General features: G+C 52.1%; 10 protein-coding genes. 1 reads left to right on the top strand and 9 read right to left on the bottom strand.

Annotated elements, in window-relative coordinates; all coding sequences use genetic code 11:
- The first annotated feature begins 532 nt into the window (after positions 1–532).
- A complete protein-coding gene (locus tag INP78_RS14195) occupies positions 533–2,257 on the top strand; it encodes a PAS domain S-box protein (RefSeq protein ID WP_194742852.1) in 1,725 nt (574 codons plus the stop codon).
- On the opposite strand, the gene INP78_RS14190 is transcribed toward INP78_RS14195, so the two are convergent.
- From INP78_RS14190 to INP78_RS14150, 9 genes are all read right to left on the bottom strand, one after another.
- Positions 2,258–3,484 (bottom strand): IS256 family transposase, encoded by a 1,227-nt coding sequence (locus tag INP78_RS14190; protein ID WP_194742851.1) that lies wholly within the window; start codon positions 3,482–3,484, stop codon positions 2,258–2,260.
- A 163-nt stretch (positions 3,485–3,647) separates the two neighbouring features.
- Positions 3,648–7,814 (bottom strand): sulfite reductase subunit alpha, encoded by a 4,167-nt coding sequence (locus INP78_RS14185; RefSeq protein WP_194742850.1) that lies wholly within the window; start codon positions 7,812–7,814, stop codon positions 3,648–3,650.
- 18 nt (positions 7,815–7,832) lie between these two features.
- Positions 7,833–8,216 (bottom strand): nitrite reductase small subunit NirD, encoded by a 384-nt coding sequence (gene nirD / locus INP78_RS14180; protein ID WP_194742849.1) that lies wholly within the window; start codon positions 8,214–8,216, stop codon positions 7,833–7,835.
- A gap of 15 nt (positions 8,217–8,231) precedes the next feature.
- Positions 8,232–10,799: a nitrite reductase large subunit NirB gene (nirB, locus tag INP78_RS14175; protein WP_305076183.1), complete on the bottom strand. Its 2,568-nt coding sequence runs from the start codon at positions 10,797–10,799 to the stop codon at positions 8,232–8,234.
- 481 nt (positions 10,800–11,280) lie between these two features.
- Positions 11,281–12,969, bottom strand: coding sequence for a bifunctional protein-serine/threonine kinase/phosphatase (locus tag INP78_RS14170; RefSeq protein WP_194742848.1), 1,689 nt, complete (start codon positions 12,967–12,969; stop codon positions 11,281–11,283).
- Between the two features lie 33 nt (positions 12,970–13,002).
- Positions 13,003–14,214 carry a NarK/NasA family nitrate transporter gene (locus tag INP78_RS14165; RefSeq protein WP_194742847.1) on the bottom strand — a complete coding sequence of 404 codons (1,212 nt, stop codon included), beginning with the start codon at positions 14,212–14,214 and terminating at the stop codon, positions 13,003–13,005.
- 78 nt (positions 14,215–14,292) lie between these two features.
- Positions 14,293–15,078, bottom strand: a complete 786-nt coding sequence (cobA, locus tag INP78_RS14160; RefSeq protein ID WP_194742846.1) for a uroporphyrinogen-III C-methyltransferase — start codon at positions 15,076–15,078, stop codon at positions 14,293–14,295.
- Between the two features lie 18 nt (positions 15,079–15,096).
- Entirely contained in the window at positions 15,097–16,566 is a 1,470-nt protein-coding gene (locus INP78_RS14155) for an alginate export family protein (RefSeq protein WP_194742845.1), read from the bottom strand.
- A 90-nt stretch (positions 16,567–16,656) separates the two neighbouring features.
- Positions 16,657–17,466 carry an ABC transporter ATP-binding protein gene (locus tag INP78_RS14150; RefSeq protein ID WP_194742844.1) on the bottom strand — a complete coding sequence of 270 codons (810 nt, stop codon included), beginning with the start codon at positions 17,464–17,466 and terminating at the stop codon, positions 16,657–16,659.
- Between the last annotated feature and the right edge of the window lie 3 nt (positions 17,467–17,469).

Below are 17,469 nucleotides of genomic sequence, written 5' to 3'. Positions count from 1 at the left end.
ATCAACTCGCTCCCGCAGAGTTTGAACGGCGGTATTTCGAGAGGCTCGAAAATATCTAGGCTAGCCGGGTCGATTCAAGGTTTGTCATACGGTAAAACTTATATCGACTAATAATGATATTAAATTGACGGCTCATAATATAAGCGCTAATTTAAATAAACGCTTTGATGAGAATCATATGCCTCTAAATCTTGGCTCAATTTGCAAGGTGATGATAGGCAGGTATTTATTCCCCAACGCTTGTAGGACAAATGCTGTAACTAAAAATAGACGCACTCGTCTAGTCAAATTTAAGGAGAGGAATACAATTCCCTGTTTGTATTATGGGTATGGCTGCAGCTTTTGCCCTAAACGTATGTTGCCTTTTTATAAGCAAATATATTCCTCTAAGTAGCTTTGCTATTTGATGGTAGCAGCTTTGATGGACGGCATATGTACCTATAGTGCTATGAGACTGCATCAATTGCCGATATTTTGCATATTTGAAATCAATAATTAACGTAGCAATATTTATTGAGGATCGTTGGTTTTAATGTTTCTGACTAGCACTCCTGCACTAGCACTGCTTTTTCAAGGCAAATATGATTTCTCTCTCGTATTGCTTTCGATTTTCTTTGCCTTGTTTTCGACATTTCCTGCGCTTGCGGTCATGCAAAACATAGGCTCGCATACTAATAAAACCTCTCGATTTTTTCTGACATTGCTGGCCGCTGTTACCATGGGCATTGGCATTTGGGCGACACACTTTATCGGCTTGGTAGCATTAAAGCTACCGTGCTCAGTAAATTACGAGCAAATTCTCACCTTTATTTCCATCATTCCAGTGATATTGGCCAGTTGGACATTTTTGACTTTTTCCCAACTAAAAGACGTTAGCAAAAAAACACTATTCTCGAATACCTTAGCGCTGGGACTGGGCATTGCGAGTATGCATTCGATTGGCATGTCCGCAATGAGAATCGAAGGCAACATTTATTACTCCCCCCTCATCTTTGCAGCAGCGATCACACTCGTATTGCTGTTTTCATATTTTTCGTTGAAATGTAGCATCAAGTTTGACAGTGCCAAGATAGCGAATCTTTTCATTCCCAGCTTAATGATTGGATTCGCTGTATTAACGCTCCATTACACCGCAGTCGTTGCTACTTACTTTGTGAAGGGCGGCATTTTAGAAGGCGGTGCATTTTCGATTTACAAAAATGAGCTGAAGCAAATCGTCATCAATGTATTAGCGATTCAAGTTCTGTCACTTTTAATCGCCTACATTTATTCCCTGAAGAAAAATATTTATGACTTTCAAGCCAGCGAGATGGAGTTGCACTCTTTGGTTGAAACAATTGCGGATTATGCAATTATCAGACTGGATAAACGGGGCTATATCAGGACCTGGAATATGGGCGCTCAGCGCATCAAAGGATATTCAGCCAGTGAGATTATTGGTAAACATTTTTCATTGTTCTATCCGGCCGATGATATAGCTTCAGGCAGGACAAATCGTATTCTTCAGGAGGCACTGGATACGGGTAAGTTTGAAGATGAAGGCTTGCGCGTCAGAAAAAATGGATCCATGTTTTATGCAAGCGTCCTTATTCGGCCAATCTATGCGCCGGACGGTAGTCTAGATGGCTTCTCTAAGGTGACCCGGGATATCACGGAAAGAAAAGAAAATCAGTCTTCATTAAATGAAAAACAGCAATTCATTTCAAGTATCACTGACGCTATGCGTGAAGCGGTCTATGCCTTAGACAAGAATGGCTTGTTAATCTTCATGAATCCTGAAGCAGAAAAGATTCTTGGATGGAAGCTGAATGAGTTGTACGGCAAAAGCATGCATGAAATAACGCATCATCTGCGTGTCGATGGCAGCACTTTGCCTTATGAAGAATGTATCGTGAGACGCTCCATGATCACTGGCAAATCAATCAGCTCCGATGATGAAGTATTTATCACCAAAGACAAAATTGTTTTACCGGTTGCAATCAATGCTGCGCCATTGCGAAATGATAACGACATCATCGGTAGTGTCGTTATTTTTAGAGATATTCGCAGAGAAAAACTTGTAGAAGAGAGCTTGCGTGAGAACGCGACACGAATGCGTAAGCTATTAGAAATTAGCCCGATAGCCGTACGTATTTTGTCTCTTAGTACAAATAAAGTGATTTTCGCAAATCGCAGCTATGCAGAAATGCTCAGTGTGGATGCTGAGCATATTATCGGCACGAGAGGGTGTCCTGAATTTTGTGTAAACGGCGGTTGATTACTGCCGAGGCATTCTTTCCTCGAACTGTATGGTAAACCTGTTTAGTGCAGGTTTCCAATCTCTCAGTGGCATAGACCACTTCTCACTGATGTTCTGCAAGGCCAGATAGAACAGCTTAATCAGTGATTCATCATTCGGAAACGAACCACGATTCTTGGTGATCTTTCGTAGGCTCATATTCACAGACTCAATGGCATTAGTGGTGTAAATCACGCGCCTGATCTCAGGCGGATAGTCAAATAATGGGATGATGCGCTGCCAGTTGTTGCGCCAGGATTTGGCGATTAATGGATAAGCTTCACCCCACTGATGCTCAAAGTCCAGCAGTGCCATTTCAGCCTCAGCTAGTGTGGCAGAGCTGTAAATCAGCTTGAGGTCAGCCGCCACTTCTTTACGCTTGTTCCAGCCCACATAGTTCAGGCTGTTGCGCACCATGTGTACGATGCAAATCTGCACCGTGGCTTGCGGATAGACAGTTTCAATCGCTTCCGGGAAACCCTTTAATCCATCCACACAGGCAATGAAGATGTCTTGTACGCCACGGTTCTTGAGTTCGGTGACTACGGCCAGCCAGAACTTGGCCCCTTCGGTCTGGGCGATCCATAAGCCCATGACTTCCTTGTGACCTTCCATATTAACGCCGATGGCAAGGTATACCGCTTTAGCACGCACACTGCCTGCATCTCTGACTTTGACGTGGATGCAATCCAGATAGACGATAGGATAAATGCTGTCGAGGGGGCGAGATTGCCACAGCTTAACCTCGTCAATCACTGCATCAGTGACATTGGAGATTAATGTCGGTGAAATCTCTGTGCCGTACATCTCGGACAAGTGCTGTTGAATCTCACGTACTGTCATGCCTCTGGCGTATAGCGAGATGATCTTGTCATCAAAGCCTGTCCAGCGGGTCTGATGTTTCGGGATCAGTTGTGGCTCGAAGCTGCCTGCGCGGTCTCGAGGAATCTCAATAGGCAGTTCGCCAAAGTCCCCTTTGAGGGTCTTGCGGCTTTTACCATTACGGGTGTTACCAGTCGCATTCTTTACCGGCTCATTTTTATCGTGGCCTAGGTGTTCGGCCATCTCTGCTTCAAGCGCCCGTTCAACCAGTGCTTTGGTTAACTGCTTGAGCAGTCCATTCTCGCCAATTAAATCTTCGGGCTTTTTATAATTCGCCAACAATCCATCAATCAGATCCTTGGGGAGAGCTTTTGATACGGTCATTTCTACTCCAAAAGTACGTGCGCAGTTTCCTGCAAAATGACCGTTTACACAAAATTATTTATACCCTCGTCGACCGTGCTAATCAGAGCCTCTTCAGACACAGCATAATTTCTGAGGTTTTTGTTTTTCATCAACATGATGTTCTTCCCGCTGCACATATTCTTTAGTAAACGTCCCGTACATAGCGCTTTTCCTGCGCCATCTTGGCGACATAGTCAGCCGCTGCTTCTGCCGTCATTTTGCCGTGAATTTGAATAATGTTTTTCAAGGCTGCATCCACATCTTTAGCCATACGGTTGGCGTCACCACACACGCAGAAATGGGCGCCTTGCTGTAACCATTGCCATAGCTGTTCGCCTTGTTCCAGCATGCGGTGTTGTACATAAATCTTCTCAGCCTGGTCGCGTGAGAAGGCCGTGTCTAAGCGGGTTAATACGCCCTCTTGTTGTAGTGTCTCTAATTCTTCGCGGTAGTAAAAGTCGGTGGCGGCGTGTTGCTCGCCAAAGAACAGCCAGTTTTTACCTGGCGCTGCGGTGGCCTGGCGCTCTTGTAAAAAGGCGATAAATGGCGCAATGCCTGTACCTGGGCCCACCATAATCAGCGGTGAATCCGGATTTTTTGGTGGGCGGAAATGTGCTGAGCGTTGCAGGAAGATAGGCACACTGATATCACCTGCGCGGTCGGCCATAAAAGTGGAGCAAACGCCGCCACGCGCGTTGTCTTTACCGTAACGCACGGTGGAAACAGTCAGGTGCACCTGGTTAGGATGCGTTTTCGGGCTGGACGAAATGGAGTAAAGGCGCGGTTGCAGGCGTTTTAATACTGCCAGCCATTCGCTTGCCTCGACTTTGATTGGGTATGTTTGTAATACGTCGATGATTTGTTTACCCCATAGCCAGTCTTTGAGGGTTTTTTCGTCGGCCATCAAACTGGCAAGCGTGCTGCTGGCACTGCGTGTTTGCACAAATTTGAGCAGGTCAGGCGTGATGCGGGCAATCTCATAGTGATGCGATAGTGCATCGACTAAAGCGATGTCGCCGTGATCTTTGACAGTCACCATGGTGGAAGGTGAGAGTTTGAGCGCATTCAGCATGTCGCCTACGAGTTCGGGGCAGTTGATAGGCCAGACGCCGAGTGCATCGCCCGCTTCATAGCTGAAGCCACTATTGGTGAGGTCAAAGCCAAACTGGCGTATTTCTCTCTCTGCGCCGTTGGCATTGAGGCGTTGGTTAATGACTAATGGCGCGTTGAGCGGGTGCTGGCGGGTATAGCCAGAAGGCGTTGCCGTGGCAGTTTCTGCTGCAGCTTCATCCACATCGCCTGCCAGTGCCATGGCGGGTTGCGCTACGCTGGCGGCACTATTGGCTAAGGCCGTCATCACTTTGCTCAGCCATTCGTTTGCGGGTTGCTCAAAGTCCGGCTCACAGTCCATACGATCGCTCAGGCGTTGTGCACCCAGCGCTTCGAGCCGTGCATCCAGTTTACGGCCAAAGCCGCAGAATTGATCGTAGTTGGAGTCGCCAAAGGCCAGTACAGAAAACTGCGTATTTTGCAGATTTGGCGCATTGTCTGCCTGTAGCGCAGTCCAAAACTGATTAGCATTATCAGGCGGATCGCCATCGCCAAAGGTGCTGGCAAGCAGAAGCACTTGGCTGGTCATGGCCAGGTCTGCCAGATTGATGCTGTCCATCGTTTTGACGACAGCCTTGAGGCCGCTGGCTTTGATATGCTCGGCACATTTTTCGGCAAAGCCTTCGGCATTGCCTGTCTGTGAGGCCCAAAGAATCGTGACTGTGGCGGTGGCACTTGTTTGCGTGGTCGAAAAATCTGGCAAGCCTGCAGGCAGGTTAGCGCCCTCTGGTAGCCAGCTACGTGCAAACAAACCAGCCAGAATTCCGTTAATCAATACATGCTTGGCCGGAGCCAGTGGTGCGTTTTCTGGCAGCGTGGGCACGCCACCTAACTGGCGCGATTCTTCGGTACGCAAGCCGGTGACAAAGCCTTGCAGGTAAAGTTGTTCCTGCGCATCCAGGATGATTTCCGGTTGCTTATCTAGCCCCAGCAACCTGGCTAAAGCGTCGATATCTTTCATATTGAGTTCCTTGTTATTCTTTGTCGAGTCACCTGTGCTGGTGACGGTGATGTGCGCATCGTCTGCCTGGCTAGCGGGGCGCTGCGCGGGCGCGACGCGTGTCATGGCGACGGCGCAGAATTTGAATTCGGGTTGTTGCGAAATGGGGTCTATGGCATCACTGGTGACGGCATTAATGGTGAGGTCGTCGCCGAAGACATCGTTCCAGTGAAAGGGCGTAAAACAATTGCCCGCGCGCACGCGGTCGGTCACCACGGCAGGTAATACGGCGCGGCCACGCCGCGAGCGAATCTCGACCTGGTCTTTATCTTGTATGCCCAACGCAGCAGCATCTTCAGGGTGCAGCTCTACAAAAGGGCCAGGGTTGAGTTTGTTTAATGTGGCAATCTTGCCGGTTTTGGTCAGGGTGTGCCATTGGTGTTGCAGACGGCCGGTATTGAGCACAAACGGGTAGTCCGGGTCAGGCAGTTCGGCCGGATCCATATGCGGGCGGGCAAAAAACACGCCTTTGCCGCTGGCGGTGGCAAACGCAATGCGCGGTTGGCTGCCATCTTCACGAATGGTCAGCTTCTGGCTGATGCCGTCGTTAAGGTAGCGAATCGGGTGCCGATCTTCAGTGTTGTCTGGCGCACATGGCCATTGCAGGGGTTGCTGGCGCAACTTGTCATGGCTGACGCCACGGATGTCGTAGCCGGTGTTCAGGTTAGAGGCGCGGGTGATTTCTTCAAATACTTCGGCGGCAGAGGTATAGCTGAAGCCCTCGCTAAAGCCCATCTCGCAAGCGACTTTTGCAATGATCTGCCAGTCTGTCATCGCCTCGCCCGGCGGATTCACCGCATGCTGCATCAGCGTCATATTGCGTTCGGAGTTAATCATCACGCCTTCTGCCTCGGCCCATAGGGCGCCCGGGAGCAAAATGTCGGCATAGCGATTGGTTTCGGTATCTAAAAACGCATCCTGCGCAATCACCAGTTCGGCTTTTTCTAGCCCTGCAATCACATTTTTACGGTTTGCCATGCTGGCGACCGGGTTGGTGCAAATCACCCAGCACGCTTTGATCTTGCCTGCCATCATCTGTTCAAACATGGCGACCGTGCCGCCACCCAGGCGCGTATGCAGGGTGCCTTCCGGCACCTGCCATAATTGCTCAATAAATTGGCGGTCTTGTTCGACCAGCACAGAGCGCTGGCCTGGTAAGCCTGGGCCCATATAGCCCATTTCACGGCCGCCCATGGCATTGGGTTGTCCGGTCAGTGAAAACGGGCCGCTACCTGGGCGGCAAATCGCACCTGTGGCCAGATGCAGGTTGCAAATGGCATTGGTGTTCCAAGTGCCATGTGTGCTTTGATTCAGGCCCATGGTCCAGCAACTGATCCAGTTTTTGCTGGTGCCTATCCACTCGGCTGCTTGGCGAATATCCGCCTCATTTAAGCCTGTGATGTCCGCCACTTTTGCTGGGGGATAGTCTTCCAGAAAGTCCGACATGTCCTCCCAGCCTTCGGTAAATTCGGCAATAAATGCAGTATCGGTATGGCCGTTTTTTACCAGCAGGTGCAACAGACCATTGAGCAGGGCCAAGTCTGTGCCTGGCTTGATCTGCATAAACAGGTTGGCTTTATCGGCCGTGGTATTGCGGCGTGGGTCGACGACGATTAACTTGGCCCCGGCCTTGACTCTATCCATCATGCGCAGGAACAGGATAGGGTGGCAATCGGCCATATTGGCGCCAATGACAAAGAACAGGTCAGTCTGGTCAAAGTCTTCGTAGGAGCCCGGTGGGCCATCTGCACCCAGCGATAGTTTGTAGCCACTGCCTGCGCTAGCCATGCACAGGCGTGAGTTGGATTCAATATTGTTGCTGCCGAGATAGCCTTTCACCAGTTTGTTGGCGAGGTACTGCGACTCTATCGACATCTGGCCAGACACATACAGCGCAATCGCATCCGGCCCATGTTGGTCCAAAATGGCGCGCAGGCGGCGGGCGGTTTCCTTGATGGCGGCATCCAGCCCGGTACGCACCGACTCTTGCCCGCGCGCCGGGCGCACGTAGGCGTATTCCAAACGTCCGGAGTCGGCGATGGCCTGGATACACGTATTGCCTTTGGTACACAGGCGTCCAAAGTTGGTCGGGTGCTGCTTGTCGCCATACACCTTGATCACCTTCTGGTGTTCTACTTCCATCACAATGCCGCAACCGACACCGCAATAAGGGCAGACTGATTTAACCTGTGTCACCATGATGCTTGTTACCCCTGACTAAACCTGCACCCACACCGTATCGTCGCGCAGTTCTACCGGGTAAGTCTTGAGGCTGATGCTGGCATCCTCTACACAAATCCCCGTGCGCAACTGGTAGTGATGCTTGTAGATAGGCGAGGCGACCACCCGTTCGCCACCTAAGTCACCGACGATGCCGCGCGACAGCACGTTGGCGTCGCTGTGCGGATCATAGTTATCCAAAGCGTAGAGCTGGTTGTCCTGCAGGCGGAAAATCGCAATCTGACGACCTTCAACCAGGGCGCAGACGCCCATATTCGGCCAGATGTCTTCGAGGGCACACACCGTGTGCCAGACGCCAAACTGGCTTGCGCTTTGATTCATTGCCGCATCCAATGCGACGGCTTGTTGAACTTGACTCATGACTGACTCCGTTGATTACTCTGTGGTGGCGAGGATAGGGATGACCTTCGCTTGTTTCTTTTCTTCTACCGTGGCCGGGCGTATCTGTTCGCGTTCGTTCACGAAGACGATGTTGCTGTCTTCTGCTTTGCTGTTCACAAAGCTACGGAAGCGTTTGCGCACTTCAGGATCGTTGACGGCGGTTTTCCATTCATCCTGATAGTGGTCGACCACGTGTTGCATCTGAGCTTCCAGCTCGGCGCCCAGGCCCAGCGAGTCATGAATCACCACGTCGCGCAGGTAGTCGAGGCCACCTTCCATATTGTCGCGCCAGGTGCTGGTGCGTTGCAGGCGGTCGGCAGTGCGGATGTAGAACATCAGGAAGCGGTCTATCATGCGGATCGCTTCTTCTTTGGTTAGGTCGCTGGCAATCAGCTCGGCGTGGCGTGGTTTCATGCCGCCGTTACCGCAGACATACAGGTTCCAGCCATTTTCAGTGGCGATCAAACCGACATCTTTGCCTTGGGCTTCGGCACATTCACGCGTACACCCAGAGACGCCAAACTTGATTTTGTGCGGGGCACGCAGGCCTTTGTAACGGTTCTCCAATTGCACGGCGAGGCCGACACTATCGTCGACGCCATAACGGCACCAGGTAGAACCGACGCAGCTTTTGACCGTGCGCAGTGATTTGCCATAAGCATGGCCAGACTCAAAGCCAGCGGCGATCAGCTCTTCCCAAATATTCGGCAATTGCTCAACGCGGGCACCGAACATATCGACACGGGCGCCGCCGGTGACTTTGGTGTACAAATTGTATTTCTTGGCGATCTGGCCGATGGCGATCAGGCCATCCGGCGTCACTTCGCCTCCCGGCATACGCGGCACGACGGAGTAGCTGCCATCTTTCTGGATATTGCCCAAAAAGTAGTCGTTGGAATCTTGCAGCGAAGCCAGGTCTTTTTTGAGGATAAAGTCGTTCCAGACCGACGCGAGGATACTGGCGGCGGTCGGTTTGCAAATGTCGCAGCCCAGGCCTTTACCGTGTTTTTCCAATAGTTCGTCAAACGTGCGGATTTGCTCTACGCGCACCAGGTGGTAAAGCTCCTGGCGCGAATATGGGAAGTGTTCGCACAGGTGGTTGTTGACGGTCATGCCCAGTTTCACCATCTCGGCCTTCATCACTTGCGTCACCAATGGTACGCAGCCACCGCAGGCCGTCCCCGCTTTGGTGCAGGACTTGATGGCGCCTATGCTGCAATTGCCCGCCGCCACGGCTTCACCAATCGCGCCTTTGCTGACGTTGTTACAAGAACACAGCACCGCGGCGTCAGGCAAGGCATCCACGCCCAGGCCTGGTTTTTCCTTGCCATCGCTGGCTGGCAGAATCAGAAACTCAGGATTTTCCGGCAGCGCCATCGCATTGACGGTCATCTGCTGCAAGGTACCGTATTCATCAGCATTTCCAATCAGCACCGCGCCCAGCAGCTTTTTGCCATCCTCGCTGACGACGATTTTTTTGTAGATATTGCGTACTTCATCCGTGTACTGATAGCTGCGGCAACCATGGGTTTTGCCATGCGCATCGCCCACGCTGGCCACGTCTACGCCCATCAGTTTGAGTTTGGTGCTCATGTCCGCACCTTGGAAGGTGGCCGTGGTTTCACCTGACAAGTGCGCACAGGCGGTACGCGCCATGTCATACCCTGGGGCAACCAGGCCATACATTTCGTCATGCCAGCTGGCGCATTCGCCGATGGCATAAATGTCGTGGTCACTGGAACGGGAGAAAACATCAATGGCGATGCCGCCACGGGCGCCGATAGCCAGGCCAGATTCGCGTGCCAGTTCGTCGCGTGGGCGGATCCCGGCAGAGAACACGATCATGTCGGTTTCCAGCCAGGTGTCATCAAAAAACACCATGCGGTGGCGTGCCGTCGCACCATCCACAATCGCTGTGGTGTTGCGGCTGGTGTGCACGTGTACGCCTAGCTCTTCAATTTTGCTGCGCAGTACTTTGCCGCCCGCTTCGTCGACTTGCACCGCCATCAGGCGTGGTGCAAATTCCACCACGTGGGTGTCCAGGCCCATGTCTTTCAAGGCTTTGGCACACTCCAGGCCCAACAGGCCGCCGCCGACCACGACACCGCTTTTAGCCGTTTTGCCTGCGGCGGTCATTGCTTCCAGGTCTTCAATGGTGCGATAGACAAAGCAGTTTTCGCGATCACGGCCAGCGACAGAAGGCACGAATGGGAAAGAGCCGGTGGCCAGTACCAGCTTGTCGTATGGCAGGACGGTGTTGTCTGTCAGGGTGACGGTATGCTGGTGACGGTCAATCTGGCTGACGCGGGCGTTGAGGCGCAATTCCAGGCCAGGGCGGTCATAAAAACCGGGTTCGACTAAAGATAAATCCTCAGCGGTGCTGCCGGAGAAAAAGCTGGAAAGGTGCACGCGGTCATAGGCAGGCCGTGGCTCTTCGCCCAATACCGTCACTTGCAGCCGCGCCGCGTGCAGATCAGGATGGCGCTTGACCAGCTCCTGCATAAAATAATGTCCTACCATGCCGTTGCCGACGATGACGATGCGGGTAAGTTGATTCATCATGTGTTTCCTATCATGGGCAAGCATGCGCGTGGTCGTTGTGTTGCCATAAACATGTCTTGCGATTTACCTAAGTGTTTACCAGGCCTAAAAACGAAAAAAGGCGTCCATAGCCAATGCCGCGGATGCCTGATGCAACGCTGCGGATAAGCTATGGACGCCGTTGTCCATTCAGGGATGACTGACTGCCAGCATCCCTTTTTAAAAAAATACTCATCTTCAATGAAGAGGATTTATTGCTTGAAAAGCAATTGATATGCCAATCTGAGCTTTGGAGGGGTGTTGAGTGTTTTAACTAATTGATCTGTATAGGTTTTAAATGTGCTCAACAGGTAAAAGGGTGCATCATTATGGGGTGTAAGCAGCGGCCTCTGGGAATGGCGTGTGCACGCTAATGATGCAAATTAAAGGGATTGCACCAGAATTGATCTTTGCGGGAGGCATCGGGGTTGCCTGGGCTGAACAAGCCAGCCGTCTAGGCAAATTAGGAGATAAACAGCAAATACACCAGCAGCAGATTGATCAGCAATGAGCACACCGCCAGCCATTGCCATTTCACCAAGCGGGCGCGCGCAATCAGCGGCGTGCGTGGAATCGCTATCGACTTTAATTCGCCATGTTCTAGTGCCAGCAACATTTCTTCTGCAGTTTCAAAACGGTCGGCTGATTTTCTGGCAATCGCCTTCAGAATAATGTTTTCTAGCCAGGCTGGAATCTCTGGTCGGTAACGGCTGGGTCGGATGGGTTCGCCAAAGCGTGGTGACTGGAAGGGTTCTACTTCGCCATAGGGATATTTACGCGTCAGCAAGTGGTACATGGTGACGCCCGCTGCGTAAATGTCCGCTTGCCTGTCAGCGACTTGGCCATCAAATAACTCGGGGGACATAAAACTGGGGGTGCCTGGATTTTCCATTTGCTCAGGCATGGGCAGGGTAGGGTTGAGCGCGACGCCGAGATCGAGAATACGCAGGCGATTATCACTGCCAATATGAATATTGGCGGGCTTGATATCGCGGTGCACGATATTGAGGCGGTGCAACATGCTGAGCCCGCGCAGTAAGTCCTGGCCGATATTGGCCACACCGTTCATTGTAAAGTGGTGTCCGGCATCCAGCCGTTGCTGCAAGGTCGCGCCTTCATGCCAGGTCATCACGTAGTAAAGATAAGTGCGTTGCTCTCTGGTGAGTGGCAGGATTTGCGGCACACATTGCGACACGACGCGCTTCGCCAGCCACTCTTCATTTAGTAAGGCTTCACAGCTTTCTGTATCATCGGCACGGGCAGGTTGCAGGGTTTTTAATACAAATAATTGCCCGGCCGTGTTTTTGACCTGATACAGGATGCTGACACGGGAATCATGGATGATTTTGGTGACCGTAAATCCATTGATTTGACTGCCAACCGTCAGCTTGGCTGGTAGCGGCAAGTGGTGTGCGTCTGCCAGCATATCGGTCAGATGATCTTGGCCGATGCTTTCGATACTCACCACCACGGCAGAGGCATTATCGGGGCTACCTTTGTCTATCGCCAACTGCGTCAGGTGTTCGGCCACCATTTGCGGTGTGCGGTAGAGCATCAATGCTTTGTGAATTTCGGCATTGCCCAATGCTGACCATACGCCATCGCTAACAATCACATAGACATCGCCGGGTTGCAGCAGTCCTTCGGCATAATCCACCGTTAATTGGTCGTCCAGACCTATGGCCCGTTTGAGGACATGGCGCATGTCTGGCCTGTCCCAGACATGGTCAGTCGTGAGCTGCTCCAGGCATTGTTCGCGCAGACGATAAATACGCGTATCCCCCACATGTGCCAGTACATACCGCTGGCCGCGTAACACCAGCATGGATAAAGTCGTCGCCATGCCCGCCATCTGGCTGTGCTTGCGTGCGTGAGATAACACCCATTGATTAGCCGCCTGAACCACTTTGTCCAACGCATGTTGTATGGTCCAGGTGTCAGGCGTGGCGTAGTAGTCAGCCGAGACGGTTCTTGCCGTCATTTCAGCCGCTTCTGCGCCGCCAGCACCGCCGCTGACGCCATCGGCAACCAGCATCAGTGCGCCTTTGATGGCCAGCTGGGAAGCAGCCGGTGTCACCGCAGTCACGTAGTCTTCATTACGTGGCCGCGGACCGGTCAAACTGCTTTCACCTACTGTAAATACCAGGGTCATCTGTGCGTGATCTTACTTCAATGGTTAGTGTGGTTATACCTTGGCCGCCGTGACACTGGCGGCACCCCAAGTGGTCCGCCAACGGTTTTTAACACCCGCCAGGCCGATGAAAGCCAGGATGGCCAACCCGGCAAAGATGGTTAAGCCAAGCTGGTAGCTGCCGGTGAGTTGTTTGGAGTAACCCAGGCTGGAGGCCAGGTAAAAACCACCGATGCCACCTGCCATGCCGACCAACCCAGTCATCACGCCAATTTCTTTACGGAAACGTTGTGGCACTAATTGAAACACAGCACCATTGCCCATGCCAAGCGAAGCCATGGCCAAGACGACGACGCACAGACCTGCTGCCTGGCTATCCATCCCCAAACTCAGGATAAACAGAAAGGCGGCAGCCAGAATATACATCGCGCTCAGCGTGCGGATGCCGCCGATACGGTCTGCCAGCAAACCACCAAATGGCCGCACCAGTGAACCGGCAAACACACAGGCGGCGGTGAAATAACCCGCATGCACAGGGTCCAGGCCATACTGGTCATGGAAGTAAATGGTCAGCGAAGAAGCCATGCCAACAAAGCCACCAAACGTCACACTGTAAAACAGCATAAACCACCAGGCGTCTTTGTCTTTGAGCACGGACAGATATTGCGACAACGATTTAGGCGCCGGGGTATCTGGCGCATCTTTTGCCAGCGCAGTATAGACAATCAATGCCAGCAACAGCGGGATCAGGGCCAGTCCAAATACATTGTTCCAGCCAAACGCCACGGCCAGGCCCGGGGCGAATAAAGCCGCCAGCGCGGTCCCTGAGTTGCCTGCACCTGCAATACCCAAGGCGGTACCTTGATGCTCAGGTGGATACCAGCGGGAGGCCAGTGGCAAGGCCACGGCAAACGCTGCACCGGCAAAGCCCAAAAACACCCCAAGCAACAAGGCTTGCTGATACGTCTGTATGCCATGCAACCACGCCGTCAGCAAGGCCGCCAGCACGATCACCTGGCCAATCATGCCCGCTTTTTTAGGTTTAAGCTGATCAACGAGTACGCCCATGACAATACGTAACAAGGCGCCTGTCAGCACCGGGGTTGCAACCATCAGGCCCTTTTGCGCCGGGTTTAATTGCAGGTCACTGGCAATTTGCACTGCGAGTGGGCCGAGCATGACCCAGACCATAAAACTCAGGTCAAAATAAAAGAACGCTGAAAATAGCGTAGGCTTGTGGCCTACCTCCCAAAAACTCTTTTTCATCTGTTGCTCCGGTAATCTATGTAAGAGGTTGTTGTGCGTGTGCTGACCATTAAATATGCATCAAGGCACGCTGTAAATTTAAGCTGCATGGGCCTGATTCAACCAGGATTGCAGCGAGTGTTGCCAATCTGGCGCTTGTTCAGTGCGCTTGGCTAATGTCACCACTTCGCCGACGACAATAATGGCCGGACTTTTTATCTCTTCTCGATGGGCTTCATAAGGCATGGCCTGTATTGAGGAGATGACTGAGCGTTGATCATCACGTGTCCCGTTTTCGACCACCATACAGGGCATGTCTGCTGACATCCCTGCCTCTATCAGTGCGCGTGAAATCTCAGGCAAGTGTTGCAAGCCCATATAAATCACCAGCGTGGTATTCGACGCGACCAGCGCTTGCCAAGGCAATGGACCGCCATCCTGCGTATGGCCAGTGACAAAGGTGACGCCATGGTTCAACCCTCTGTGGGTCACAGGCACCTCCATGCTGGCACAGGCGGCGATGCCACTGGTCATGCCGGGAATAATCTCATAAGGCACATTCGCTGCACGCAAGGCCAGCATTTCTTCGCCGCCACGGCCAAACACAAACGGATCGCCGCCCTTGAGGCGCACCACTTGTTGCCCTTGCTCGGCCAGCGCCACCAGCATGCGGTTGATAAAGTGCTGCGGGGTAGACTTGCAGCCGCCGCGCTTGCCGACTGGCACAATGCGTGCCTGCGGGCAATGTGCGAGCAGGGCCGGGTTGACCAGGTCATCGACCAGCACTACCTCAGCTTGCTGCAAGGCCTTGATGGCTTTGAGCGTAATGAGGTCCGGGTCACCTGGGCCAGCTCCGACTAAATAAACTTTTGCGGCTGAAGTCATAGGCAATTCCTTATCGTGTTAAAACGTATACATGGCAGTCAGCCATAATTTTTCGGTGTCGCGCACACGGCCACGGTTACCTGCGACGTTATCTGGGACGTTAGCTGTGAGCGCATAACGGTCGCCTTCCGTAAAGCGGCCATACTCCAGCTTGGTCATCCAGTTTTTATCTACATTCCAGGTCACGGCAGCATTCCATTCTTTACCGTAACGGGAGCCTTTACTGCTGGTGCCGCCACCGACAGTGTGGAAGTCTTCGTCAGAGTCAATCAAGTGATAGTCAGCAAAGAACAACAAGTCGCCATAGCGGTAAGTGGCGGTCACAAAGGTATCTTTAATGCCTTCAAGTGGCGTGGCCAAAAACTTGTCTACCCAGCCCTGGAACAGGTGGTTGGTACCCAGTGGGGTCTGGAAAGCATATTTGCCGTTGTTGCTGGATAACAACTCCTGGTCAACGCGCATGTTGAAGTTATCAATGCCAAAACCGCCGCCGACTTTGTAATAGTGCGCGTCAATACGGGTGTCACCATTGCTGTAATCTGTCTGTTTGGCATATTCAGCTGTGTAGTGTGCACGGTAGTTAGGGGTGAATGGATGTGTGCCATCCAGGCGCAAACCAACAATCTTGTTGCCCTGGTCTGCATTCTGGTTAGCTGCACCGCCTTTGCCAGCAGCAATCGCCGCTGCGGTGGTGCCATTACCAAACCAGGCACGGCCCATGCCTAAATCTTGAAACCCATCCAGGTAGGCATAACCCACCAAGAACTCGGTAGGTGAAATACGGTAGCGAGCATTGACAATATCCAAGGCGCCATCTGAGCGGTGTTTTGCCGTGATTTGCTCCAGGCTCTCAAAGTGGGCAACAAAGATTTCAGTGTCAGGGATGGTTTTATTAAAAATCGACACACCATCAAACACTTGCATGACCTGGCGGAAAGCAATGTCGCCGATAAAGCGCACGTTATCCAGGTTGACTTGCTGGCGGCCTGCACGTACACGGGTGTTTTTAATGCCTGTCCATTCTACAAATAACTGGTTAAGACCGGTGTAGTCAGGGTCAACTACCTTCGCGTATTCGATGTTACGTGCCTGGTTGGAAACACTATTGGTCAGCGTGCTGTTGGTACTATCGTTAAAGTTGTCTGCCAGTTTGGACACGTTAATTAACTGGGCCGCAAAGCTGAAGTTATGGTAGGGCGCAGTTTGCCAGCCAATCAGGCTGCGCATCGTCAATGCGTTGGCATCTTTCAGTTCTTTCGTTGCGGTTGGGTTAGCCGTGCCATTTGGCATGGTCGGTGGCTGCAAACCATCCTGGTCTACATTCTCGTAACGCAACCTGAAACTGGTCATGTTTTTACCGGTTTTAATGGCATCCATGAAGGTATATTCAGGCAGGGCTTCTTCCTCCGCCATGGCTTGCATGCTTAACGCTGCCAGTAAAATCGCGACTGAAACTTGACGCAAGCGTGGGTGTGAGTTAGCGTTCATGTGTTGCTCCTTTATGCAATGTGGGGTAACCATACTTCGATGAGGTATGCGGTGCTGGCGGGTGACCGCCCGTCAGCACTACTTTTATGTTTATGCTGCCTTTTTGGCGTGGCGCTCATACAAAAACTTCAATACTTCGCTACGCAGATGCGTGTAAGCCGGGTCTTCTACCAGCTCCAGGCGTTTGCGCGGGCGTGGTAAATCCACTTCCAGAATTTCACCAATCGTGGCTGCCGGGCCGTTAGTCATCATGACAATGCGGTCTGATAGTAATACGGCCTCATCCACATCGTGCGTGACCATGACAGCGGTGCAACCAGAGCGCGCCATAATGCCCATCAGTTCGTCTTGCAAGCTAGCGCGGGTGAGGGCGTCTAGTGCGCCAAACGGCTCGTCCAGTAACAGCACTTTAGGTTCCATGGCCAGTGCGCGGGCAATGCCAACGCGTTGTTTCATGCCGCCAGAAATCTCGTTCGGGCGTTTTTCCATCGCATGGCTTAAACCCACCAGTTCCAGCGCATCACGCGTGCGCTCAGCCAGTTGTGATGCGCCTTCTTTGTCGCCAAACACGCGCTCTACTGCCAGGTAAACGTTTTCAAAACAAGTGAGCCATGGCAGCAGTGAGTGATTTTGAAAGACCACGGCGCGCTCAGGGCCGGGTTTAGAGATTTCACGACCAGCACAAAACAGGTAGCCTTCACTCGGTTGCAGCAAACCGGCAATCAGGTTGAGCACGGTAGATTTGCCACAGCCAGAGTGGCCGATGATGGAAATAAATTCGCCTTCGCGGATATTCAGGTTGATGTCTTTCAGGGCCTGAAAACTGCCTTTTTTGGTCTGAAACGTCATATTGACGTTTTCAATCAGCACATAACGGTCTTGCATCGTAGGGGTCGTCATAAT

Source organism: Methylophilus sp. 14, from assembly GCF_015354345.1.
Lineage (GTDB): Bacteria > Pseudomonadota > Gammaproteobacteria > Burkholderiales > Methylophilaceae > Methylophilus.
The sequence above is the reverse complement of the archived record's forward strand: the minus strand, read 5'-3'. Positions and strand labels throughout refer to the sequence as shown.